The sequence below is a fragment of the Arthrobacter sp. RT-1 genome (assembly GCF_003367205.1).
In the GTDB taxonomy this organism is placed as follows: Bacteria; Actinomycetota; Actinomycetes; order Actinomycetales; family Micrococcaceae; genus Arthrobacter.
The window spans coordinates 17,039-40,745 of sequence record NZ_QRGQ01000010.1; the positions used below are offsets into that span (position 1 = coordinate 17,039).

Below are 23,707 nucleotides of genomic sequence, written 5' to 3' on the forward strand. Positions count from 1 at the left end.
CGCGGAGCGGTCAGCGCCGCTTCCGGTCCTTGCCGCCGGAGCGTTCCTGCCGTTCGGCCATGCCGCGCTCGGCCCAGCGCTGCGACTTCCCGGCCGCCACCACCTTCTGGTGCCACTCCCGCTGGTAGGCGCGCTGGGCTGCCACATCGCTCCGCCGGGCGAGGGCTGCCAGCTCGCGTTGCAGCTTCAGGTAGCTGTGCCAGCGCCGATCGGTAAGCGTCCCGTCCGCGATGGCGTCCTGGACTGCGCAGCCCGGTTCGCCCTGGTGGGAGCAGTCCGCGAACCGGCAGTTCGCGGCCAGGTCCTCCACATCCGCGAACATCTCGCCCAGGCCGTCCTCGGCGTCGAACAGCCCGAAGCCCCGCACCCCCGGGGTGTCCATGAGGACCGTGCCGTTGGGCAGCGGCACCAGTTCCCGGGACGTGGTGGTGTGCTTGCCCTTGAAGTCACCGGAGCGCACCGCACCCGTGTGCTGGACCTCGTGCCCCACCATCGCGTTGATGAGTGTCGACTTGCCCGCCCCCGAAGGTCCCAGGAGCACGATGGTCCCGCCGGGCGGGATGCGGCCCAGCAGTTCGTCGATGCCGTCGCCGCTTTCCGCCGAGGTGGTGACCACCTCCACGCCGGCGGCCTGCAGGATGACTTTCCCGACGACGTCGTCCGCCACCTCGGCGAGGTCCGCCTTGGTGATGATCACCAGGGGAGTGGCGCCGGAGTCCCACGCGGCAACGAGGGTCCGCTCCAGCCGGTTGTGCGTGAGCGGCCGGTCCACCGGCACCACCACGCCCACCATGTCCATGTTGGCGGCCAGTACTTGCGCGGCGGAGGAGTCCTCAAACGCCCGCTTGCGGCTGAGCTCAGACCGGCGGGGCAGGACGCCCAGGACCTGGCGCTCCCCGGCGCGGTTGGGCCCGATCCACACCCAGTCGCCGGTCACGGCAGCCTCGCCGGTCAGCGGGTAGGGCAGGTGCAGGAGTTCGCCGTCCACGGCCACCAGCAGCAGGTTCCGGTCTACCCGGACCACGCGCCCCCGGCCGCTCGCTTCCGGCATGGGGTGGGCATCAAAATGGTGGGCCACCGCGGCTGTGTACCCGTAGCCGGACGGTCCGTCAGTGCGTAAAGGATTGTTGGTTGTGGTGCTGTCCAGGGCGTTGCCTGAAGAAGTATTCACTGTGGTTACCTCGGGAAGGTCCCCGATGCACCAGGAAGCTCTGGCGGAGCCAGGCTGAGGAACGCCGCCGGAAAAAGTATCAGGCGGGGCCGGTGCAGTCGAGGGAAATGGTCTGGTTGATGGGTGCAGGGCGCTCGCGGCGCGCGGCAATCGCAGTCATCAAAACCACCTCCATTCCCTCGGGGATCCCCTGGTCTGCCAAGCCACGGCAGGGGACGGGACCCACTCTAGTCGCGGCCTCCGCCGGGGGCCAGACCCCCGGCAGGAAAAGCCGGATCCAGTGCGCGCGGTTGTCAGCCCTGCAGCTCCAGTGCCCTCTTCTCGCGTGCAGAAATGGATGAGACGTACCCGCAGTTGCTGCAGGTGATGAGGTACTTCCGGGACGTCGTGAACACCGGAATGAAGAACAGGGTGAACTTGGTGGCCCGCTCTTCAAGGTGGTGGTGGACAAACGAGCGGCAGTACTGGCAGCTCGCCGCCTTGCCCTGAAGTGCTTTCTGTACCGTCTTGAAGCCAAAGAGGAGGAACATGGCCGGCCTTTCGGGTAGTCCGTATGCTGATGGTACGTATGCTTATGAACCACCCTAGGTGGTCCGTCGCGTATTTCTCATGGTGCGGGTTCTGCTGCTGCCTGGGGGAGTGCGGTGCGATACTGGGGGCAGGCAGCATTTCGGGCGTTTGGGGGACTTCGGAAACATGGCTCTGGACACGGCGACCCTCCGGATCGCATTCGGCCTGATGGCGCTGGTGCTGGTTGTCCTTTTCTACTTTTCCGCCTACCGGGTCACGCGGTCGCCGTACAGCGGCTGGTGGTGCCTGGCGCTGGTGTTTTTCCTGGCCGGTTCAGGATTTTTCCTGCTCGACGGCACTCCCCACCAGATCTGGGCCAACCCGCTCGGGAACGTGATGCTGGTGCACGGCGGTGTGGCGGTCTGGGCAGGCGCCCGCTCCCTGCGCACGGTGCCGCCGCCGAAGTGGGCGTTTACGGGCATCCCCCTGGTCACGCTGATTGCCTCCGTCCTGGACAACCCGGCCACCAACACATGGTCCGGCGGTCCGGTGTTCCTGGCCGCCATGAGCCTTTCCATCGGGCTCGCGTCGCGCGAGCTGTGGCGCCTGGAACCCGGATATTCACGCGTCAGGGTTCCCATGGCGGTGGCGGCTGGTGGGTTGGCTGTCTTTTACTTCTTCCGCTGGCTGGTTTTCCTGGCGGAAGGCCAGCACGGGCCCACCTTCGTGACAGTTTTCGGTTCCGCGGTGACCACCCTGGTGACCATGGTCCTGCTGGTGGTGGTTTCCTTCAGCATGGCCGCCCTGAGCAGCGAACAGCAGACCCGTGCCCTCCGGGTGGTGGCGTCCCGTGACGACCTGACCGGGCTGCTCAACCGGAAAGCCTTCCTGGACCTCGCTGCCGAGCAGCTGACGGACCATGACATCACCAAGGGCTCCGGGGCGCTGATCCTGGCCGACCTTGACCACTTCAAAGTGGTCAACGATACCTACGGGCATGCCGCCGGGGACTTTGCCCTGCAGTCCTTCGCGGACGCCTGCACCGCCACCGTCCGGTCCACGGACCTGGTGGGGCGGTACGGCGGGGAAGAGTTCGTCCTCCTTGTTCCGGGGGCCAGCGCGGAACGGGCGGAATTGATCGCCGAGGAAATCAGCCGGCGCCTGGCGTCGGCCCCCACGGTGAACGGAATGGAGATGCCCACCGCCAGTTACGGGATCTCCCTCTACGATTCCCGGACCCCCGACGTGGAGGAGCTCATCGCCTCGGCCGACGCCGCCCTGTACAGGGCCAAGTCACTGGGCAGGAACCGGACTGCCCGCAGCGACCGGATGACGTAACCGGCCACCACCCTCCCGCAGCCTGCCGGACCCCGTTGTCAAACTGTGGCCTGCAAGGGGGGACATGGACCGGGGCGGCACGGAAGGCGGCTGATAAAATGGCCGGGTTGCAGGGCGGCCTTCATGCTGGTCCAACCAGCGCCGTATTCGAAGTAGGGGACCAGACGACATCATGACGGCAGGCGGGTCACACCTCGGGACTTCGGAGAGCAGGCCTGGCGCGCCCGTCAAGGCCTCCGGCCCGGCAAAAGGCCACGCCTACCTCGCCACCATTGAAGGTTTTGTTGGCTCCCTCATGATGTTTGTCGGTTCGATCGGGACCGGCTGGATAGCCAACGGTTCACCCATGATCCGCCAGCCGCTGGTCATCGCGCTCCGCACCGAAGGCTGGGGCGTCACCGTCTCCACCATCCTGCTGACCGTTGGCGCCATGGTGCTGATGCGGTCCTGGCTGCGGCTGGGGCAGCGGCTTGCGGACTGGGGAAAAAATTCGCTGCGTTCCGTGGTGATCGCCATCTCTGCCTGGTCCCTGCCACTGCTCTTCTGCGTGCCGGTGTTCTCCCGGGACGTGTACGCGTACACGGGCCAGGGCCGGCTGGTGATGGAGGGCCAGAATCCCTACGAGGTGGGCATCTCCACGCTCAACAACTGGTTTGCCCTCGGTGCCGATCCGGCCTGGGCGGAAAACCGGACGCCGTACGGCCCGTACTTCCTGTGGCTGGCACGCGGCGTGGTGGGGCTGACCGGAGCCCAGCCGGACGTGTCCGTCCTGCTCTTCCGCCTGCTGGCCGGCGTCGGCGTGCTGCTGTGCGTTATCTACGTGCCCAAGCTTGCGGAGCTGCACGGCATCAATGGCGCGCGGGCGCTGTGGATCGCCGTTGCCAATCCGTTGTTCCTGATCAGCTTCATCGCCAGCGCCCACAACGATGCCCTGATGGTGGGCCTCGCCGTGGCCGGCGCCTACTTCGCCGCCACGCGCCGCTACCTGCTGGGCATCCTCCTGGTCACCGCGTCCATCGGCATCAAGCCGATCACCGTGCTGCTGCTGCCGTTCATCGGGGTGATGTGGGCAGGTGCCTCCGCGTCGTGGCCGCGCAAGTTCCTGATGTGGGGCGCGACGGCGGGCATCAGCTTCGGCGTGCTGCTCCTGAGCGGTATCCCCTACAACCTGGGGATCGGCTGGACTTGGGCCATCATGGACCCCACCCCCGGCTACACCGGTTATTCGCCCTCGGGCTTCCTCGGCCAGCAGGTGGAAATGCTCGCGAACGCGCTGGGCCTCCCGGGCGGAACACTCGCCACCTGGCTGCGGACCGGCATGAAGTGGGCCGCCATCGCGCTGGTGCTGCTGCTGATGTTCCGCGGCGACTATTCACGGGCGGTGCGCCGGATGGCGCTGGCGTTCACCGCCGTCGTGATGCTCTCGCCCATCATCCAGCCCTGGTACATCCTGTGGTTCCTGCCGTTCCTGGCCGTTACCGGGATCCGGGACGACTGGCAGATCCGGTCCCTGTACGTGGGCGTCACGTTCTTTGTGGTGTTCGGCGCGCAGGACCAGCTCTCCGTGTGGTCCTTCGTGGAGCTGCCCATTGATGCGTCGTCCCTGGCGTTCGTGACGGCCCTTGCCTTCACGTTCTACCTTCTATTCCTCGATGTGCATACACGCAAGCTGCTGATCGAGGGCAGGCCGCTGGACCTGGCGAAGCGCGGCTGGCGCTGGGTCCTGGAGCGGCGGCACGGCCTGCAGAACGCGGGCAACCGCTAGCTACGCACCCGCGGTCACCGGCGACGGCGTCTTCCGGCCGAGCTCGGCCGTCCGCTTCACGGACCACCAGAGCAGCACCACCAGGAGCACGTTGCGGGTGGTGAGGATGGCCGCCATCACGGGGTGCGCATGGATGAGCGGCGTGTAGAACAGCGGATAGATCACGAAGGTGGTCATGGCGATGCCCATCAGCAGGGCTGCCGGCACCTTCCAGCGCTCCCAGTCGTGCGTAAGGCCCGCGATGATCACCGGCGCCAGCCAGATGATGAACTGCGGCGAGCCCACCTTGTTGAAGACGATGAACGCGGTGACCATCATGAGGGAACCTTCAAGGAACAGTTCCTCGCGCTCGGCGCCGCGCTTCATTGCGCGGACCAGCAGGATGGCGGCCCCCACTGCGGCGAGGATGAGCAGCGGCTGCATCAGGAACGCCGCCGTGCCGGCTCCCGGGCCGTAGACCTCGGTGGAGTTGATGGCTGTGTTGTCCGCCATTTTGGAGCTGGCGATGTTGAAGACGCTCAGCCAGACCCACGGCGTAGAGAAGGTGGCCTCCAGCTGCATGCCGCGCTCGCCCTGGTTGGTGAGGAAGTCCATGATGTGCGGCAGGCCGCCGGAAAGCCAGGTGCCCAAGGCTACGACGGCGGTGACGGCGACGCCGGACAGGACAACCTGGATGCGCTTGTGGCTGGCGATCACGATGGGTGCCAGCACGGCCGCCGGCCAGACCTTGATCCACGTGGCGATGCTGAGCAGGATGCCCGCCACCACCGGCCGCTCGGCGGCGTAGAGCAGCGCGATCAGGACAATGGGGGCGGTGATGCCTTCCACCCGGGCGAAGCTGAGGTAGCCCATGAAGACGGTGAAAAAGAGCCACCACCAGGCCGGAGCTATTCCGCTGGCCTTCCGCCGTCCGCGGGTGAGGTAGAAAAGCCCGACGGCGTTGAGGGCTGCGATGAGCAGGAACCAGACCAGGAGGTAGAGGCCTGGCCCCGCGATGTTCGCGAGGAAGATGGGAATCTGTGCCAGGACCGGATAGACCCAGGGGCTGATTTTGCCGTCGAGGTCCGCGGGGTTGTAGCCGTCCATGGCCCACTGGCGGTACTGCTCGGTGTCGCTGAAGGTATCGCCGTGCAGGAAGAAGGACGCCATCCAGCCCAGGAAGTAGAGATGGACGACGGCGAAGCCCCACCACACGCTGGAGGGGCGGGCGAACCAGTCCACCACCTTTGCGGGAAGGACCCTGCTGCGGATGCTGACCAGGCGGTCAAAGAACCTCGTGGAAATGTCAGGACTCCTTGAGCGCGGGGGTTGCCGCCGGTGTCTTCTTGCCCAGCGAATACAGCCGGCGGACGCTCCAGAGGAACAGGACCACCAGGAGGACGTTCCTGATGGTCAGCACCAGGGCCATCAACGGGTTGTTGTGGCTGAGGGCGTCGTAGAACAGCGGGTAGATGAAGTACGTTGCGACGGCGATGACGATCAGCATGGCGGCCGGGACGCGCCACTCACGCCAGCTGTGCGCCAGTCCGACCGCGACGGCGGGGGCGAGCCACACCATGAACTGCGGGGAGCCCACCTTGTTGAAGACCACAAATGCCGTGGCAAGCGTGAGGGCGCCGGCCAGGAGGAGTTCGGTGCGGTCCACGCCCCCGCTGGCTTTTCCGTTATGCAAGGCCCAGAACGTCAGGCCGGCCACCAGGAGTGCGGCGAGGATCAGGAGGGGCTGCATGAGGACGGACATCACGGCGGTACCGGGGCCGTCCACCTGCATGGAGTTGATGTCCGTGTTCATGTACATCCGCGAATCACCGATGTTCAGGACGGACAGCCAAAGCCACGGGGTGGTGAAGGTGGCTTCGAGCTGCATGCCGCGGTCACCCTGCTGGGTAAGGAAGTTCAGCAGCTTGGGGACACTGCCAACCGCGGCGGCAAGCGCAACGACGCCCGCCGTCGTCGCGATTCCTGCCAGCACCACCTGGAGCCTGTTCTTCAGCACGGCGAACAGGGCCAGCATCACGGCGGCCGGCCAGACCTTCACCCAGGTGCCGATGGCCAGCAGGACGGACGCGATGAAGGGACGGTGCACGCCGTAGGCGAGGGCCACCAGCACCAGCGGGGCGGTGAGGCCGTCCACCCGGGCGAAGCCCAGCCAGCCCATCATGAAGGTGAAGACAAGCCACCACCAGCCGGCGGGGATGGCCTCTTTGGTGCGGCCGCGTTCGGTCAGTTTGAGCAAGGCCCAGCCGTTGAGGAGGGTGGTCATCAGGACCCAGAGGAAGAAGAATGGTCCGGGCCCGGCGATGCCGGCGATGGCCATGGGGATGAGCGCGAGGATGGGGTAGACCCAGGGGCTGGGGCCGCCGGTGAGGTTGGCGTCGTCGAAGCCGGCCATGGCCCAGTCGCGGTAGATGAAGGTGTCGCTGAACGCCTCACCGCGGAGGGAGTGCGAGGCGGCGAAGACCAGGAAAACAAGGTGCACCACGATGAACCCGCCCAGGAGGCCGCGGCCGGTGTTCAGCCGGTCGCGGACCGGTGCCGGGAGGATGACGTTGCGGATCCGGGTGAGATTGCCGAAGAAAGCGTCGGTGGAAATGGCGGAATCCTTGTCAGGTCGTTGCACAGACAGGTCGTTGCGCAGTGGTGCACGGGTCATGCCGGGAGGCTTCTCCGGGGCATTGGAGGCGTTTAAAAACAGCTTCCACTCCCCATCAACTCTAAGTGACCACCCCTCGGGGCCCGTAATTGCTGTGCCTGCTGACAGGAGCGCACGCCGCTGACCTGCGCTTCTTTATTACTTGATTTTTCAAGTTGCTGGCGGGGCCATGCTAGGGCATTATGAACTGGGCAGTAAGATGCCCTGCCGCGTCGGTAGCTTGGGGGAGCGGAACGGCGTTTGTCCCACCCCTAAAACACTAAGGCTAGACCCATGACCGCCAATTTTCCTCTGACCTTGACCGTCGCAGACCGCGCAAGCATGGACAGCGAGCTCGACGCCGCTGTCACCGCTGCCAAGGCCCACGCCCTCGCTGAGAAGCGCCACGGCATCCTTGTAACGCGGCACGGCGCGGACAAGTTCACGGTGGCCCTGAGCGAGACGGTCCCCTTCGGCCTGACGCGCGAACACCAGGCCTGGTAGCCACCTTTTCCTGTTGAGACGGGTCCGGCGCTGCTAGCTGCCGGGCCCGTTTCCGGTTACACGGCCGCTGCGCTGCTGCAGCCTGTCGATGTGCTTGGACGCTTCCGCTTTGCTGAGGTCCGCCGGGAGCTCTTCCCCTGCCTCCCGCGCCAGCGTGTCCAGGTAGCTCCGCTGCGCCGCGGTCATGGGTTCATCTCCCGTCACCCAATCTTCCGGGTCCCGGTTGAGGCCTGCGTCCGGTTCAGGCGTAGAGCTGCCGATGGTTTCCTTGTTTTCGCTCATGCCAGAAAGTCTAGGCTGGGCCTCCGACAGTTTGAACGCCCGGCTGCGCGGAAACCACCGTCGAGACGCTTTGAGCAGGCGTTCGGTGCCCATGATCTTGCCACTCAGTACACCGAGCCCTCGAGCAGCTCGGAAAGCCGGCTTGCGGCACGCCGCAGTTCCGGAACTCCGGCCTTCAGTGTTGCTTCGCTGGCTGCCTCGACGGGACTGGTCAGCGAAATCGACTCGCTCGGGGGCCGCCCTGTCCTGTTGGGCACGGCAACCGCCACCGAGAGTACTCCCGTGGCGCGCTCATCAGCGGAGTACGCGTACTCGGCCCCGGGCTCCGGCAGCCTTGAGCGAAGCTCGGCTGCCGTGAGGTCCGGGTCCTCCTGGCCTGCCGCAACAGCCGCCCGTACCACCTGCTGAAGCTCGTCATCGGACCATGAAGCCAGCAGGATCTTGCCCGCGGCCCCCAGTGTGAGGGGCAGGCGCTTGCCCAGCGGAAGGTCATAACGCAGGGGCGCTTCGCCATCCACGCGTGCCACCAGGATGCGCTCGAAGCCCAGCCGCGTGTACAGCGACGCCGTCAGTCCGGTCTGGGAGGCAACCTGCTGCAGGATGGGACGGGCCGCGACCACGAGTGGATCGTTTTCCAGGAAACTCCTCGCGGCCGGCAGGACGGCCGGCCCAATCCGGTAGGACTTGTCCGTCTGGCTGACCATGCCGAAATCCTGAAGCACGCGCAGGATTCTCAGGGTTGTCGGGAGGCTCATGCCGCAGGTCTTGGCAAGATCACTGAGGCGCTGCGGGCGCTCGGCCCGCTGGAGTTCCGCGAAAACCTCCAAGGCCCTTGAAAGGGAACGCATGTTGGAGGCCTTGGGGCCCTCCTCAGCCGCGGGTTCCGTTGATGTCGTCATCGCCATTCTTTCATTCTATGTAAGTTCCTTGCGCTTGACAGTAGGTGTGTCTGCTGTCACTATTTCTCTGTACGCAATATAGTTTCATTCTGTGAAATACACCAACGCGGAGTGAAAGCACGCACAGTGAGAAGGAATCCATGACAACGGAGTCAGTCACAGCCAAACCCGAAAGCCCTGCCCGGGTGGCACCGTCTGTGCTGGCCGGCATCGGCGCGTTCGCCGCCGTCGGCGTCTACGTCCTGGTCAGTTCGATTGAGCTCGGCCTGTGGACGTCGCTGGGCCCCGGCCCGGGCCTGTTCCCCTTCGCCATGGGCGCCGTCCTTGCCGCGATGTCCGTCGTCTGGCTGCTCCAGGAGCTCCGGCGGCCGAGCGAAACGGCCGAAGGCGTGGACCGCGGACTGGTCATTGCCGTCGTCGTGAGCCTGGTGGTCCTCGCGGCCGTGATGGACCTGCTCGGCTTCCAGTTGAGCATGTTCCTCTTCCTGATGTACCACCTGAAGCTGCGCGGCGGCAGGGCCTGGCCTTCCTCCCTGATCACCTCACTCGCCGGCAGCGTAGGCGCGTTCTACGCCTTCAACTACGGCCTTAACGTGGCCCTGCCCGTCTCAGCCTTCCCCCTGCTGAACACGATCGGACTCTGAACGTGGATATCTTCAACGAACTTATGGGCGGCTTTGCCGCCGCCATGACCTGGCAGAACCTGCTCTTCGCCTTCCTCGGCTGCCTCCTGGGCACGATCATCGGCGTCCTGCCCGGCATCGGTCCGGTAGCCGGTGTCGCGCTGCTCATCCCCCTCACCCTGAACCTGGACGCCACCGGAGCGATCATCATGCTCTGCGCCATCTTCTACGGCACGGCCTACGGGGGAACCATCACCAGCGTCCTGCTGAACACCCCCGGTGAGGCTGCCTCTGCCATCACCACCATTGACGGCTACGCCATGACCAGGATCGGCAAGGCCGGCGCCGCACTGACCATCGCCGCCGTCGGATCCTTCGTGGGCGGCACCATCGCCACCCTGGGCCTGGTGGCGGCCGCCAAACCGCTGGGCGAACTGGGTTTGCTTGTAGGCCCGCCCGAGTTCTTCGCGCTGATGGTGGTGGGCATCTCCCTGCTCGTGGCCCTCGCCGGCAAATCCATGGTCAAGGCAGTCATTTCCGGCGCCCTCGGCCTGCTGATCGCCATGGTGGGAATCGACCCCGTAGCGGGCGCACCCCGGTTCACCTTCGGCATGGACCGGCTCCTGGACGGCGTCAGCTTCGTCGCCGTGATCGTGGGTGTCTTCGGCCTGTCCGAACTGCTGTCCTACCGCAAAGGCAGCGCCACCCCCAACGTGCACGCCCCCAACCTGCGTTCCCTGCTTCCCACAGGCAAGGAATGGCGCCGCAGTGCCCCGGCCATGGCCCGCGGCACCGGCATCGGGTTTGGCCTGGGACTCATCCCGGGCATGACCGGCTCCGTGTCATCCCTGCTCTCCTACGGTGCCGAGAAGAAGTTTTCCCGCTACCGCAACGAACTCGGCAAGGGCGCCATCGAAGGCGTCGCCGGTCCGGAAACGGCCAACAACTCCCACGCCAACGCCGCCCTGATCCCGCTGTTCACCCTGGGCATCCCGGCGTCACCTACCATCGCGGTGCTGATGGGAGCCTTCCTCCAGCAGGGCCTCACCCCGGGACCCACCCTCTTCACCGAACACTCCGAAATTGCGTGGGCCATCATCGCCAGCCTCTTCATCGGCAACCTGCTCCTGCTGGTCCTGAACGTTCCCCTGGTGGGACTGTGGACCTCCATCCTCCGGGTTCCCACCACCATCCTCACCGCCCTGATCCTGCTCTTTATGGTCATCGGCGCGTACACCATCAACTTCAGCGTCTTCGATGTCTTCGTCATGATCGGGTTCGGACTCCTGGGCCTGGCCCTCCGGCATCTGGACATCCCGCTGGCGCCCATGGTGCTGACCCTGGTGCTCGGCCCCCTGATGGAACGCTCGCTGCGCGAATCCCTCGAAATCTCCCAGGGCGACTTCAGCATCTTCACCAGTCGTCCCATCTCCGCGGTCCTGATCGGCCTGGGACTGCTGATCATCTTCAGCCCGCTCCTCAAGCTCCGGAAGCCGAAGGCGCTCAACGAAGACCCCGAAACCTAAACCACCCCGCACTTACCCCCAACACCCCTTCAAAGGAGAAGCACCATGAAAACCCGTCCGCGTATCGCCGCCGCCATCGCGGCTGCATCCCTGATCGCCCTGACCGGCTGCGGCGCCAATGCCGGAGCCACCAACGCTTCCGCCAACGACTTCCCCCGGAAGGGCAAGACGGTCGAGCTCGTCGTGGCCTTCTCCTCCGGCGGTGCAGTGGACACGGCCGCCAGGCTCATCCAGCCGATCCTGGAAAAGGAACTCGGCACGAACGTCGAGGTCATCAACAAGCCCGGTGCCGGCGGCCAGATCGGCTACACCCAGCTCACCAGCGCCGCACCCGATGGCTACACCATTGGTGCCACCGGTTCCCCGTCCGTGGTCGTTTCGCCCCTGGACCCTGCCCGCGGCGCCAAGTACACCCGCGACAGCTTCCAGCCCCTCGCCCGCCAGGTCATCGACCCCACCGTCATCGCAGTCCAGCCGGACAGCCCCTACACAACGCTGAAGGAACTCCTGGACGCCGCCAAGGCAAACCCCAAATCCATGACCGCCAGCACCACCGGGCTCCAGACCGGCGAACACTTCGCCATGGCGCAGATCCAGGAAGCTACCGGCTCTGAGTTCGCTCCCGTGCACTTCTCCGAAGGCGCTTCCCAGGCCACCACTGCATTCCTGGGCAAGCACGTGGACATCCTCGTGGCCAACGTCAGCGACGTGGTTGACCTGACCAAGCAGGGCAAGGCCCGCGTCCTGGGCGTCATGTCCGCCGAAAAAGCACCCTCGCTGCCGGACGTTCCCACGTTCAAGGAAGCCGGCTACGACCTCATTGCAGGCACCGCCCGCGGCTACTCAGCACCCGCCGGACTGCCTGACGAGGTGGCGGAGAAGCTTGAAACGGCAATCCAGAAGGCCATCGAAGACCCTGCCGTGGTGCAGAAGATGAACGACCTGGGCCTGCAGACCAGCTACCTCTCCGGCGAGGACTACAAGCAGTTCTGGGCCGGACAGGAAGAGGACTTCAAGAAGGTCCTGCCGCTGGTCCAGAAGACCGACTGACCCTCCCACAATCACCGGACGGAAGAAACCATCATGACAACCCCAGCCCTTGACACCATCGACGCCGACTTCCCCCGCCCGGACAGGGACGTGGTTGGCCGCCTTGCCAAGCTTCCGGCCGCCAACATTGGTGACGCCATGGACCGGCTCGGCGTTGCGGACTCCGGCATCCAGGCCATCTGGCCGGGTGCCGTCCTCGCCGGTCCCGCCTTCACGGTGTGGACCCGGCCCGGGGACAACCAGGGCATCCACAAGGCATTGGAGCTGGCCCGGCCCGGAGACGTTATTGTGGTCGCCGGCGGCGGCGACCCGTCCCGCGCCCTGCTCGGCGAGCTCATTGGCGAGCGTGCCATCAACCTCGGTATCGCCGGCTTCGCCCTGGACGGAGCAGCGCGCGACGCCGAGGCGCTGGGTGAGATCGGCATGCCCGTCTTCGCCCGGGCTACTTCCCCCGCCGGCCCGTACAAGAACGGCCCCTTCCGCCTGGGGACACCCCTCGCCTTCGGCGGTGTCCCCGTGCTGCCGGGCGACGTGATTGTCGGCGACTCCGACGGCGTCGTAGTGGTTCCCCGGGACCAGGCCGCCGCCGTCGCAGAGGCTGCCGAAGCAGTCTTCGCCGACGAAACCAACCGCCGGCAAGCCATCGTGGCAGCCCGTTCCTAGAGCAAGAAAGACAGAGAGAACCATGACAGCGGTAACCGTTATTGGGCTCGGCGAAGCCGGTGCCACCTACGCCGCGGCACTCCACGCCGCAGGCCATGACGTCACGGGCTTTGACCCTGTTGCGCCCACCACCCCTGCCGGCGTCGCCCGCGCAGCAACAGCAGCCGAAGCCTGCACCGGGGCCGGCATCGTCCTGGTGATGACCGGCGCCGCCGCGGCGCGCAGCGTGGCCGAGGAGTGCCTTCCGGTCCTGGATGCAGGCAGCTGCTACGCGGACTTCACCTCGTCCTCGCCCGGCGTCATGCAGGAGCTCGGACAGCTGCCCGGCAAAGCCGACTTTGCCGACGTGGCCATCCTGGGTCCCGTCTCCGCGCTGGGGGAGAAGACGCCCCTCATGGTCAGCGGGCCCGGAGCCCAGGCCGTGGCGGACCTCCTCTCCCCGCTGGGTGTCGCCGTCGAAATTGCCGAGGGTGAGCCGGGCGCGGCCATGGCGCACAAGCTCCTGCGCAGCGTCCTGATGAAGGGCCTTGCGTCGGTTGTGGTGGAGGCCGTGACCGCCGGCCGCGCCGCAGGACTGGAAGAGTGGATCCGTGCCCAGATCGCCAGCCAGCTGGCTGGCGACGGCCAGGCCGTCATCGACAGGTTCCTCACCGGCACTGCCAAGCACGCGGTGCGCCGGTCCAAGGAAATGCAGGACACCGCCAGCTACCTGGCGGACCTGGGAGTGCCGGCAGAGATGACCGCGGCCTCCGCCGCTGCGCTGGCACGGATAGCCCAGGAAACGGCACCAGCCTTGCGCTGACCGCAGAGTCGGGCAGAATCAGGAACGGGTATTACGTGAACCACCACCTAACCGGCGTCCCGCCGTCAGGAGCAGCAGCATGATCGGCATCTGGGCACTCGGCGCCTACCTTGCCGTGATCCTGCTGTGGACCACCGTGCTGAAGCGCAGCGTGGGCGAGGCCATGATCCTCGGCTTCCTCGCGGTGCTGCCGTTCACCGGAACGGCAGCGGCCCGGATCGGCTGGGATGCGCTGTACTCCGCCATCACCGACGAGATTGTCTACGCCACCATGGCATTCGTTTTCATGGGGTACCTGCTGGACAGGACGGGAGTGCTGGACCGGCTGATCGACCTGCTGAACTCACTGATCGGCGGAGTCAAAGGCGGGCCGGCCTGGGTGTCCACGGTGGCGTCGGCCGGATTGGGCAGCGTGGTGCACAACCAGGCCGCCATCGCCGCCACGGTTGGCTCGGTCACAATCCCATGGATGGAGAAATCCAGGCTGGACAAGCCCGCGGCAGCAACCCTGGTGGCCGGCAACGCGGGGATGGGCATCACGTTTCCGTTCAGCGCCTCCATGTTCGTCCTGGTCGGGTCCGCCACCGTCGGGCCCCTCCTGGACATCAACGCGCTGGTCCTGCCGCTGCTGTTCGGCGGCCTGTGGTGCTTCCTGCACCGGCTGATCGTCACCTGGCTCCTGATCCGCAAAAGCGGGATGGCACCGCTTGATGCAGCGCACCGGCTGTCCGTCCCGGCGGCGTTCGGCCGCGGCTGGGCCACGCTGCTGCTGTTCGTTGTGGTGGCAATCCCGCTGGTGATCACCTCCGGCGCCATCGCCAAGGGTCTCTCGGACTGGACCGGGGGAGATGTCACCAAGGCTGTCAGCGTCATTGTGTGGATTCCCGTGGTCCTCATCATCACAGGCCTCCTGCTGGGCCGGAAGAAGCTGCCCGGGGATGGGCGGGCGTGGTGGGCGCTGCTGCAGGACTCGGCGCCGCGCTTCGGGATTGTGGGAGTGACCGTGGTGTTCGCCTTCGCCGGCGCCAACGCGCTGGCAGCCACCGGGCTGCCGCAGCAGATGACGGAACTGCTGAACGGGATGAACCTGCCGCTGTGGCTCCTGGCCATCCTGATCGGGCTGATCGTCATCGCCGTGGCCGCACCGCTGTCCGCAACGGCCACCATGGCCGCCGTTGGAACAGTCGGCGTTGCCGCGCTGGTGGCAGCAGGCGTCCCGGCAACCACAGCCGCGGTGGCCGTCTTGGTCTTCTCATCCTGCGAAGCGGCGGTCCCGCCCGGAGGCGCCCCGCTGTACGTGGCGTGCGGAATCGCGGATGTGGACCCCATCAAAACGTTCCTTCGGCTGCTCACCCACTACGCCCTGCCGCTGCTCGGTATCGGCGTCCTGATCATCCTCGGCATCCTGCCCATCTAAGGACTACCACCATGCACACCATCCGAAGGGCCATCGAAGTCCTCTTCGTCCTCACCCTCGCAGCGCTGCTGCTTGGCGGCATTGTGCTCGTGGCCGGGCAGGCCATCGCGCTGGTGGCCGGCCAGGGGCACTGGCTCACACTGCTCAACGACACCATCAAGGCGCCCATGTGCATCGCGGCGTCCATTTGCGCCATCGCAGGGTTCCTGCTCAGCTACAAGCGCCACCAGAACCAGGAACAGCCACAGGAAGCAGGGGCGCGGTGAGTCCTGCCGCCGAAGACGGACACTACCCAACGTTCGCCGGGCTGCTGGAGCGGGAGGGGGCCCTGGCGGGCACCTCCTGGGGGCTTTTTCCGGACGCAACGCGCGGGACGCCGTCGTTCATTACTCCGCAGGCGGTGCTGGAAGCGCGGAACTGCATCCGCACCGGCCGCGCCTTTGGCCTGGACTATCCGGCCGATGCCTTCGATCCCGGAATGTCCCTCAAGCGCGGCGCTCCCCGGCACACCATCTACTCCTCGCACCCTGCCCACCGCGACGACTTCCTGGACGGGTACTACCTTCAGGGGTCCACGCAAATCGACGGGCTGCGGCACCGCCGGGCCGACGACGTGGGCTTCTACAACGGCACGCCGGACCACCGCATCAGCGAGGGCACGCCGGACCTTGGCATCCAGGAATGGGCGGACACCCCCATCGCGGGCAGGGGAGTGCTGCTGGACCTTGCCGGGTACCGGGCCGGGCAGGGTGCTCCCATTGACCATGCCGCGGGCGAACCACTGGGCCTTGACCTGATTGAGGCGGTGCTGGATGCGCAGTCCGTGACTCTCCAGCAGGGCGACATCCTGATGCTCCACATCGGCTGGTGCGAGTGGTTCCTGGGCCTGCCGCAGGAAGACAAGCAGCGGATGCGGGAGGGCCGGCGGGCCACCGGCGTTGCCCAGTCGGAGGAGTTTGTCGCGTGGGCCTGGGACCACCGGCTGGCGCTCCTCGCGGCCGACAACTTCGCCTTCGAATGCCTGCCCGCAGTTCCTTCCAGCCCGTACCGGGACTCGGCCCCGAATGACCATGGCATGATGCACCAGCAGCTGCTCGCGAAGCTGGGCATGCCGCTGGGGGAGCTGTGGCGGCTCGGACCGCTGGCCCGGCACATGCGCGGCGCCGGCCAGTGGGACGCGTTCATCACCATCAAACCGCTGAACATCACCGGCGGGACCGGATCGCCCGCCAATGCCACAGCCCTGATGTGATGATTGCCTGAACCTGTCCCCTGAACGGCGCCGCTACGGCAGCCGGGTAGGCCGCAGGAGGCTCGGAACGCCGGCCTGCCCGGGGTCCAGAGGAACGGGGCTGACCAGCACGGCCGGTCCCCGGTGCAGCAGGCCGCCGGACAGTGCCCGGCAGCGGATGCCGCCCCGTCCCCGCATCGATGCATGGGCGCCCGGGGCCAGCACCTCATTCATCCAGGCGCACGGGTGCGCGGGCCGGCCGCCGTGGAAATGGACCACCGACCCGCCGGACTCCAGCGCAAAGTCCGCACCCACCAGCGGGGCCAGCTGCGCGCCACGGAGTATGACGTTCCGCCGGGTGGCCAGCGGGTCAAACGGCCCGGCCCCGAGTTCAGCGGCGATGGCCTCGAGGGATTCGACGGCGAACAGGGTCACCGCCGCGTCCATGTGGGCGGCCTTGCCGAAGAAGCGGTCGCCCACGATCCCCTTGCCCGCCACCACCTCAGCCTCGGCGGCGTCAATGGTGGGAACATCCGCAGGCCCGTCCTTCGCCCGGCCGAAGTAGGCGTGCGAGGGGGACACCAGCAGGTGCAGGATCTCGACGCCGTACCGGTAGGTTTGCCCTGGCTCAACCACCGACGTAGGCCGCCAGATGCTCGCCGGTCAGTGTGGGCCGTGCCGCCACAAGCTCAGCCGGCGTTCCCTCGAAAACGATCCGGCCGCCGTCGTGCCCTGCTCCCGGCCCCAGATCGATCAGCCAGTCGGCATGGGCCATGACCGCCTGGTGGTGCTCGATGACGATCACCGACTTCCCGGACTCCACCAGCCGGTCCAGCAGGCCGAGCAGGTTCTCCACGTCGGCCAGGTGCAGGCCGGTGGTGGGCTCATCCAGGACGTAGACGTCGCCCTTTTCGGCCATCTGGGTGGCGAGCTTGAGCCGCTGGCGCTCGCCGCCGGACAGAGTGGTCAGCGGTTGGCCCAGGCTCAGGTAGCCCAGGCCGACGTCGTCCAGCCGCTTGAGGATGGTCCGCGCCGGAGGGGTCTTGGCCTCGCCCTCGGCGAAGAAACCGGCGGCCTCCGTCACGGACATGTCCAGCACCTCGGCGATGTTGCGTCCGCCGAGCGTGTATTCCAACACGGCGGCCTGGAAGCGGCGGCCCTCGCAGTCCTCGCACGGCGACTCCACTGTCGCCATTACGCCCAACTCGGTGAAGATGACGCCGGCGCCGTTGCAGGTGGGGCAGGCGCCCTCGGAGTTGGAGCTGAACAGGGCCGGCTTCACGCCGTTGGCCTTGGCAAACGCCTTGCGGATAGGCTCAAGCAGGCCGGTGTAAGTCGCAGGGTTGCTGCGCCGGGACCCCTTGATGGCGCCCTGGTCGATCACCACCACGCCCTCGCGCTTGGCCACTGAGCCGTGGATCAGCGAGCTCTTTCCCGAGCCGGCCACGCCCGTCACCACGCAAAGGACGCCCAGGGGGATGTCGACGTCGACGCCCTGGAGGTTGTGCATGGAGGCCCCGCGCACCTCGAGTGCCCCGGTCGCCTTCCGGACGGTTTCTTTGAGGGAGGCGCGGTCCCCGAGGTGCCGGCCGGTGATGGTGTCGCTGGCCCGGAGGTCCTCCACGGTGCCCTCGAAGCAGACCGTGCCGCCGGCGCTGCCGGCCCCCGGCCCAAGGTCGACGACGTGGTCGGCGATGGCGATGGTCTCCGGCTTGTGCTCCACTACCAGGACGGTGTTGCCCTTGTCCCGCAGCTGCAGCAGCAGCTGGTTCATCCGCTCGATGTCGTGCGGGTGGAGCCCGATGGTGGGTTCGTCGAAGACGTACGTGACGTCCGTGAGCGAGGATCCGAGGTGCCGGATCATCTTGGTGCGCTGGGCCTCGCCGCCGGAGAGGGTGCCGGCCGGCCGGTCCAGGCTGAGGTAGCCCAGGCCGATGTCGGAGAACGAGTCGAGCAGGTGCTGGAGTCCTTTGAGCAGGGGAGCCACCGAGGCGTCCTTCAGCCCGCGGACCCACTCGGCGAGGTCGCTGATCTGCATCTGGCACAGCTCGGCGATGTTCTTGCCGTTGATTTTCGAGGACAGTGCTTCCTTGGTCAGCCGCGTCCCCTCGCATTCCGGGCAAAGCTGGAACGTCACGGCCCGCTCCACGAAGCGGCGGACGTGCGGCTGCATCGCCTCCACGTCCTTGGACAGCATGGACTTCTGGATCTTCGGGATGATGCCCTCGAAGGTGAGGTTGACGCCCTCCACCTTGATCTTGGTGGGCTCCGCGTAGAGCATCGTGTCCAGCTGCTTCGCGGTGAATTTGGCGATCGGCTTGTCCATCGGCAGGCCCATCCCCTCGAACAGCCGGCCGTACCAGCCGTCCATGGAGTAGCCCGGAACTGTCAGCGCGCCCTCGCTCAGTGACTTGCCGTCGTCGTACAGTGCCGTGCGGTCGATGTCGCTGACGTTGCCCATGCCCTCGCACCGCGGGCACATGCCGCCGAGGTAGACCGCCTGGCTGACCACGGCCTTTTCCACCCGGCCGCCCTTGTCCGTGGACATCACGCCGCTGGCTTTGCGGGTGGGGACGTTGAAGGAGTAGGCCGTGGGCGGGCCGACGTAGGGGGTGCCGAGGCGGCTGAAGAGGATGCGCAGCATGGCGTTGGCGTCGGTGGCGGTGCCCACGGTGGAGCGCGGGTTCGCGCCCATCCGTTCCTGGTCAACGATGATGGCCGTCGTCAGGCCTTCAAGGAAGTCCACCTCCGGCCGGGCGAGGCTCGGCATGAAGCCCTGCACGAACGCGCTGTAGGTTTCGTTGATCATCCGCTGCGATTCGGCGGCGATGGTGGCGAACACCAGGGAACTCTTCCCGGACCCGGAGACGCCCGTAAACACGGTCAGCCGGCGTTTGGGCAGTTCGACGCTGATGTCCTTGAGGTTGTTTTCCCGCGCGCCCTGCACGCGGATCAGGTCGTGGCTGTCGGCGGCATGCGTGCCGTCCGAGGGCCTGCTGGCGCTGGTGGCCGTATCCGTGTCCGTGCTCATCGGGTCTCCATCTGTCGTGCGGCGCGAAGGGGAGGCTGCGCTCGCAGCCTCCTTCGGCGTCGCTGGTTATCAGCCTACGGCTGCTGGTTGATGCGGACGGTGTTGCCGGCGGGGTCCCGGAAGGCGCAGTCCCGGATTCCGTAGGGCTGGTCGATGGGTTCCTGGACGACGTCGGCCCCGCTCGCCTCAACCTGGGTGAAGGCGGCGTCGACGTCGGGGGAGGAGAGGACCACCGTTGCGTAGGTGCCTTTGGCCATCATTTCGGCGATGGTGCGGCGTTCGTCATCGGTGACGCCGGGGTCCGCGGCCGGCGGGTACAGGACGATGGAGACGTCCTTCTGGCCGGCCGGGCCCACGGTGATCCAGCGCATGGTGCCGCGCCCCACGTCATTGCGGACTTCGAAGCCGAGGGCGTCGCGGTAGAACGCCATGGAGGCGTCCGGATCGGTGTGCGGAAGGAAACTTGAGCTGATGGTGATGTCCATGGCAGTCATGCTAGGTGCGGCTCCGGGGCGGGCGCTTCTCGATTCCTGACCGGTCTTGACACCTGCTTTTCGACGCACGCGGGGATTCCCGCCGTCGCGCGTTCCGCCTCCTGTTTATAGGCGCTGGGCGGCATGCCGACCAGTTCGCTGAAGCGGGTGCTGAAGGTTCCCAGCGAGGAACAGCCGACGGCGAAGCACACCTCCGTGACGGAAAGGTCGCCTTTGCGGAGCAGTGCCATGGCCCGCTCGATCCGCCGGGTCATGAGGTAGCTGTAGGGCGATTCGCCGTAGGCGAGCTTGAAGCGGCGGCTGAAGTGGCCGGCGGACATGGGGATGTCCTTGGCGAGGGATTCGACGTCCAGGGGCTGCGCGTACTCCCGGTCCATCCTGTCCTTGACGCGGCGGAGCTGGATCAGTTCGCGCAGGTAGGGGTCTGTGGGGGTCACACCTCAGATCGTGCTACCTGGCCGGGGAGATGTCCAGATGCAGGGCGCTGTTGGCCTCTTTATCCGGCTGTTTCCGCGTGGTAATTTGACCGTCTCACCCCGCTTATAAGGAAGCGATCCAAGGAGGAGGCCAAGTCATGAGTGATACCCATTCTGCCGGTGCGAACGTGGACGTCGTGGACATCCTGACCGCTGATCACCGGGAGATGATCGGACTGATCGCGCAGATCCATGCTGCCCCGGATGGAACCCAGCGCCGGGACCTGGCGGACACCCTGATCGCGGAAGTGATGCGCCATGCCGTGGCGGAGGAGATGTTCGTGTACCCCGCCATCGAGGACCACGTGCCCAACGGTAAAGAGGAAGTGGAGCACGACAAGAAAGAGCACGACGACATCGTCAAGCTGATGAAGCAGCTGGAGAAAGCCGAGCCTTCGGATTCCTCTTTTATGGACCTGGTGCGTGAGCTCGAGGGACAGCTGACGCATCACGCGGGTGACGAGGAGTCCGAACAGTTCCCGAAGCTGCGCCAGCACATTCCCCGGGAGAAGCTCGTGGAGATGGGCGAGAAGGTGGAGAAGGCGAAAAAGCTGGCGCCCACCCGGCCGCACCCCAGCGCGCCGCATTCGGAGCTTTTCCACAAGACGGTGGGAGCGGGTGTGGGCATGGTGGACCGGCTGCTGGACAAGCTCACCGGCCGGAAGACAGGCTCCTAGGACCGGCGGATGGAGTGCGTTGTCCTGTACAGCCTGGCCGAGGGCATTGACCGCTCGCGCGTTTTCGAGACGTACCCGCGCCATCAGGCCTACTTCGAAGCGTTCCATGCCGACGGCGGCGGGCTGATCGCACTGGGCCCGTTCCAGGCGGACGATCCGGCCGGCGCCTCGATGGGGATCTTTTCTTCGCGGGCGGAAGCGGAGCGGTTTATTGGCGGGGATCCGTTTGTGGTGGAGGGCCTGGCCCAGCCGCGGGTGCTGGAGTGGGACGCTGTGCGGTTCGACTAGGGGTTGTTGCTCCCTGGCTCTGTCAGGTTGGGGCTAGGACCTTCCATCGGGGGTGTCGGGAAATGGTGGTTCCGGCCCTATTCTGACGGGTTTTTGGGGGTTTCCTGACGTCAGGTCGGGGTGTGCTCTAGCTGGGCGAGGTTCCTCCATTTTTGGGGGAAGCGATGAACCGCATGAGTGTTTCCATGAGATGGAGCAGGGGCCGTTCGGGATCGAGGAGCGACTGGATCCGGAGCCCGTCGATCATCGCCATCACCATGGTTACTTTGTCGTCGGCGGTGAGTTCCTCGCTGTCCTGTGTGGTGGCGAGTCGAGTGCTGGTGAAGTGATCGCGCATTTTTTCCCGACGGGCAATAAAAAAGTCGTGGGCGGGATGGCTCGGATTCGTCGCCGCGATGGTGATCGCGAGCCAGTTTCGCTGTTGGTCGGGATGGGCAAACTCATCCCGCAGAACGCTGGTCAGCACCTGCTCTCTGGGCACCCTCGATTCGATGATGCGGCGGGCTAGTTCGGCATCGTCGGCATCACGCTGCGCGAGGGCGGCCAGGAGGAGATCATCCTTTGTGGCGAAGTGGCGGAGCAAGGCCGCGTGCGTCACGTTTGCTCGCGCGGCAATATCCCTCAGGGATGCCCTTTCGTAGCCGTGCTCGGCAAAGCTGGCGGAAGCTGCCCGGACGATTTCCGCTCGGCGGGCGGGAGTTGATGCGTAGGGGCCGCGGCGTCGCGGGCCGGCCTTCTTCCCGGTCTCTTGCTCGGCAGTTGTGGTCACGAGTTCGTCTCTTTTCTCCGGCTGGTTTTCTTTCCGGGACTGTTGCCAATTGTAACCACTATGGCTACTATTCTTCGAAGAGTAACCACGATGGTTACTATTTACTTGGCTTTCGACACAGTTGTCGTCCGTTGTTTGCGGTGCCGCGGGCGGGGAGCCATCCGATTAAGGAGTCATAGGTGACTACGAACGAACACGAGGCTTCTGGTTTCGTTGGCGGCATTGCGGCTGCCCAGCCAGTGCCTGGAAACCAGAATCCCGGCGAACCTTCCGGCGGTGTGGAGACCGTCGCTGAAGAGCCCCAGTCGCCAGTGAGCCGGGGCTATATCTTCTGGCTAATGCTGGCCAGCTTCGGGGCATCAATGGCCATGATGGTTCCGCTCTCGTACGGTATCGCGGTGCGGATTACTGAACTCGCTCCTGGCCAGGAGGAAGTCCTCGGCTACATCACCGGCACGGCTCAGCTGATCTACCTTCTCATCAGTCCAATGGTCGGGATCTGGAGCGACCGCACTCGGTCCCGGTTCGGGCGCCGGACACCGTTCATCTTCCTCGGCACGGCGATCGGTCTTGCCGGCCTGATCGTGATGGGGTCGGCGCCGAACCTGCTGATCGTGGGTGCAGGCTGGGTGTTGGGCATGTCGGGGTGGTCTATTTCCGGGGGTGCGATCCAGAACCTGATGGCCGACAAGCTCCCCGAGCAGCAACGCGGCAAGGTGTCCGCACTGACCGGGCTGATGACACAGATCGCCCCCGTGCTCGGCATTGGAATCGCCTACGCGGTCTCGTCCAACACTCTGCTGGTCTTCGTCGTTCCGGGGGTTGTCGGGGCAGTGCTCCTGGCGTTGTTTCCGCTGATCAAGCCCGAGGGAAGTTCCAAGAATATCGCCGTCCACTCGGAGGTCACCGCGAAGTCGCTGGTTGCCAGCTACGGCTTCAACGTGCGCAAGTACCCCGACTTTGCGTGGAACTGGCTCGGACGGTTCGTGTTCTTCATGGGCCTGTACTTCAACACCACTTTCGGCACCTTCTTCTACGCGCAGCGCCTCGAGCTCCCGGTCCGCGAGGTGGCTGGTGTCGTCGCCACCATCGGCATGCTGGGCGTCGTCGCTGCTGCGGGGGGCGCACTGCTGGGCGGGTTCCTGTCAGACAAGCTCAAGCGCCGGCGCCTGTTCGTCCTGATCGCTGCGGTTCTCTTCGTCGCCGGTGCGGTGGCTGAGGCCTTTGCCTGGTCCTTGCCGCAGCTGATCGTCGGGGCAGTCCTGATGCAGATGGCGATCGCCGTGTTCGCTACCGTCGACCAGGCCATCATCTTTGCCATCCTGCCCAACCGCACCGAAACCGGACGCTACATGGCCGTCGTGGCCTTCGCGCAGAAAATACCCAGCGCCGTCGCCCCGCTCATCGCCTCCCTTGTCATCACCTTAGGTGCCGTGGGCGCGGAGAAGAACTACACACTCCTGTATCTTGCCGGCGCTGTCCTTGCCCTGCTGGGCGGTTTGGTGATCGCGGTCAAGGTCAAGACCGTCCGCTAGACGCTGTTCCCGTACTCAAGGAAG

General features: G+C 66.1%; 25 protein-coding genes. 14 read left to right on the plus strand and 11 right to left on the minus strand.

The window, feature by feature from the left end; all coding sequences use genetic code 11:
• Positions 1-10: 10 nt before the first annotated feature.
• A complete protein-coding gene (gene rsgA / locus DXK94_RS10280; protein WP_181884796.1) occupies positions 11-1,171 on the minus strand; it encodes a ribosome small subunit-dependent GTPase A in 1,161 nt (386 codons plus the stop codon).
• Positions 1,172-1,464: 293 nt separating this feature from the next.
• Positions 1,465-1,701, minus strand: coding sequence for a zinc-ribbon domain-containing protein (locus DXK94_RS10285; RefSeq protein ID WP_115524896.1), 237 nt, complete (start codon positions 1,699-1,701; stop codon positions 1,465-1,467).
• 166 nt (positions 1,702-1,867) lie between these two features.
• Between DXK94_RS10285 and DXK94_RS10290 the strand changes: the two genes are divergently transcribed.
• Both DXK94_RS10290 and mptB read left to right on the plus strand, forming a co-directional pair.
• Positions 1,868-3,019 carry a GGDEF domain-containing protein gene (locus DXK94_RS10290; RefSeq protein WP_115524984.1) on the plus strand — a complete coding sequence of 384 codons (1,152 nt, stop codon included), beginning with the start codon at positions 1,868-1,870 and terminating at the stop codon, positions 3,017-3,019.
• A gap of 172 nt (positions 3,020-3,191) precedes the next feature.
• The gene (gene mptB, locus DXK94_RS10295; protein WP_115524897.1) at positions 3,192-4,784 is read left to right on the plus strand and encodes a polyprenol phosphomannose-dependent alpha 1,6 mannosyltransferase MptB; all 1,593 of its coding nucleotides are present in this window, start codon (positions 3,192-3,194) and stop codon (positions 4,782-4,784) included.
• Here the strand turns inward: mptB and DXK94_RS10300 are convergent, their stop codons facing one another.
• Both DXK94_RS10300 and DXK94_RS10305 read right to left on the minus strand, forming a co-directional pair.
• The gene (locus tag DXK94_RS10300; protein ID WP_181884797.1) at positions 4,785-6,008 is read right to left on the minus strand and encodes a glycosyltransferase 87 family protein; all 1,224 of its coding nucleotides are present in this window, start codon (positions 6,006-6,008) and stop codon (positions 4,785-4,787) included.
• Positions 6,009-6,069: 61 nt separating this feature from the next.
• Positions 6,070-7,437, minus strand: coding sequence for a glycosyltransferase family 87 protein (locus DXK94_RS10305; protein ID WP_258868516.1), 1,368 nt, complete (start codon positions 7,435-7,437; stop codon positions 6,070-6,072).
• A gap of 273 nt (positions 7,438-7,710) precedes the next feature.
• Between DXK94_RS10305 and DXK94_RS10310 the strand changes: the two genes are divergently transcribed.
• Entirely contained in the window at positions 7,711-7,920 is a 210-nt protein-coding gene (locus DXK94_RS10310; RefSeq protein WP_079599040.1) for a hypothetical protein, read from the plus strand.
• 33 nt (positions 7,921-7,953) lie between these two features.
• Here the strand turns inward: DXK94_RS10310 and DXK94_RS10315 are convergent, their stop codons facing one another.
• Complete coding sequence (locus DXK94_RS10315; RefSeq protein ID WP_079599039.1) at positions 7,954-8,202, minus strand: DUF3072 domain-containing protein; 249 nt, start codon at positions 8,200-8,202, stop codon at positions 7,954-7,956.
• 104 nt (positions 8,203-8,306) lie between these two features.
• Positions 8,307-9,101, minus strand: a complete 795-nt coding sequence (locus DXK94_RS10320; RefSeq protein WP_181884806.1) for an IclR family transcriptional regulator — start codon at positions 9,099-9,101, stop codon at positions 8,307-8,309.
• Between the two features lie 140 nt (positions 9,102-9,241).
• On the opposite strand from DXK94_RS10320, the gene DXK94_RS10325 reads away from it, so the two are divergent.
• The 8 genes from DXK94_RS10325 (at position 9,242) to DXK94_RS10360 (ending at position 16,434) form a co-directional block, all read left to right on the plus strand.
• A complete protein-coding gene (locus tag DXK94_RS10325) occupies positions 9,242-9,745 on the plus strand; it encodes a tripartite tricarboxylate transporter TctB family protein (protein ID WP_115524900.1) in 504 nt (167 codons plus the stop codon).
• A 2-nt stretch (positions 9,746-9,747) separates the two neighbouring features.
• Positions 9,748-11,250 (plus strand): tripartite tricarboxylate transporter permease, encoded by a 1,503-nt coding sequence (locus DXK94_RS10330; protein WP_115524901.1) that lies wholly within the window; start codon positions 9,748-9,750, stop codon positions 11,248-11,250.
• Positions 11,251-11,295: 45 nt separating this feature from the next.
• On the plus strand, positions 11,296-12,300 hold the full coding sequence (locus DXK94_RS10335) for a tripartite tricarboxylate transporter substrate binding protein (RefSeq protein ID WP_115524902.1): 1,005 nt from the start codon (positions 11,296-11,298) through the stop codon (positions 12,298-12,300).
• 33 nt (positions 12,301-12,333) lie between these two features.
• Positions 12,334-12,963, plus strand: a complete 630-nt coding sequence (locus DXK94_RS10340) for a methyltransferase (protein WP_115524903.1) — start codon at positions 12,334-12,336, stop codon at positions 12,961-12,963.
• A gap of 22 nt (positions 12,964-12,985) precedes the next feature.
• Positions 12,986-13,765: an NAD(P)-dependent oxidoreductase gene (locus DXK94_RS10345; protein WP_115524904.1), complete on the plus strand. Its 780-nt coding sequence runs from the start codon at positions 12,986-12,988 to the stop codon at positions 13,763-13,765.
• Positions 13,766-13,844: 79 nt separating this feature from the next.
• Entirely contained in the window at positions 13,845-15,182 is a 1,338-nt protein-coding gene (locus DXK94_RS10350; RefSeq protein WP_115524905.1) for a TRAP transporter large permease subunit, read from the plus strand.
• 11 nt (positions 15,183-15,193) lie between these two features.
• Positions 15,194-15,448 (plus strand): hypothetical protein, encoded by a 255-nt coding sequence (locus tag DXK94_RS10355; RefSeq protein WP_079599031.1) that lies wholly within the window; start codon positions 15,194-15,196, stop codon positions 15,446-15,448.
• The gene (locus tag DXK94_RS10360) at positions 15,445-16,434 is read left to right on the plus strand and encodes a cyclase family protein (RefSeq protein WP_115524906.1); all 990 of its coding nucleotides are present in this window, start codon (positions 15,445-15,447) and stop codon (positions 16,432-16,434) included. Before DXK94_RS10355 ends, DXK94_RS10360 begins: the two co-directional genes overlap by 4 nt.
• A 33-nt stretch (positions 16,435-16,467) precedes the next feature.
• Here the strand turns inward: DXK94_RS10360 and DXK94_RS10365 are convergent, their stop codons facing one another.
• From DXK94_RS10365 to DXK94_RS10380, 4 genes are all read right to left on the minus strand, one after another.
• Positions 16,468-17,049: an MOSC domain-containing protein gene (locus DXK94_RS10365; RefSeq protein ID WP_115524907.1), complete on the minus strand. Its 582-nt coding sequence runs from the start codon at positions 17,047-17,049 to the stop codon at positions 16,468-16,470.
• On the minus strand, positions 17,042-19,444 hold the full coding sequence (locus DXK94_RS10370; RefSeq protein ID WP_115524908.1) for an excinuclease ABC subunit UvrA: 2,403 nt from the start codon (positions 19,442-19,444) through the stop codon (positions 17,042-17,044). Before DXK94_RS10370 ends, DXK94_RS10365 begins: the two co-directional genes overlap by 8 nt.
• Positions 19,445-19,518: 74 nt before the next feature.
• Positions 19,519-19,938, minus strand: coding sequence for a VOC family protein (locus DXK94_RS10375; protein ID WP_115524909.1), 420 nt, complete (start codon positions 19,936-19,938; stop codon positions 19,519-19,521).
• On the minus strand, positions 19,935-20,315 hold the full coding sequence (locus tag DXK94_RS10380; protein ID WP_309544318.1) for a helix-turn-helix transcriptional regulator: 381 nt from the start codon (positions 20,313-20,315) through the stop codon (positions 19,935-19,937). Before DXK94_RS10380 ends, DXK94_RS10375 begins: the two co-directional genes overlap by 4 nt.
• Before the next feature lie 197 nt (positions 20,316-20,512).
• Between DXK94_RS10380 and DXK94_RS10385 the strand changes: the two genes are divergently transcribed.
• Both DXK94_RS10385 and DXK94_RS10390 read left to right on the plus strand, forming a co-directional pair.
• Positions 20,513-21,091, plus strand: a complete 579-nt coding sequence (locus tag DXK94_RS10385; RefSeq protein WP_079599026.1) for a hemerythrin domain-containing protein — start codon at positions 20,513-20,515, stop codon at positions 21,089-21,091.
• 9 nt (positions 21,092-21,100) lie between these two features.
• On the plus strand, positions 21,101-21,379 hold the full coding sequence (locus tag DXK94_RS10390; RefSeq protein WP_115524911.1) for a YciI family protein: 279 nt from the start codon (positions 21,101-21,103) through the stop codon (positions 21,377-21,379).
• A gap of 127 nt (positions 21,380-21,506) precedes the next feature.
• On the opposite strand, the gene DXK94_RS10395 is transcribed toward DXK94_RS10390, so the two are convergent.
• Positions 21,507-22,148, minus strand: a complete 642-nt coding sequence (locus tag DXK94_RS10395; RefSeq protein WP_115524912.1) for a TetR/AcrR family transcriptional regulator — start codon at positions 22,146-22,148, stop codon at positions 21,507-21,509.
• A gap of 179 nt (positions 22,149-22,327) precedes the next feature.
• Here DXK94_RS10395 and DXK94_RS10400 point away from each other — a divergent pair, with 179 nt between their 5' ends.
• Complete coding sequence (locus tag DXK94_RS10400; protein WP_220272969.1) at positions 22,328-23,683, plus strand: MFS transporter; 1,356 nt, start codon at positions 22,328-22,330, stop codon at positions 23,681-23,683.
• Positions 23,684-23,707: the final 24 nt, after the last annotated feature.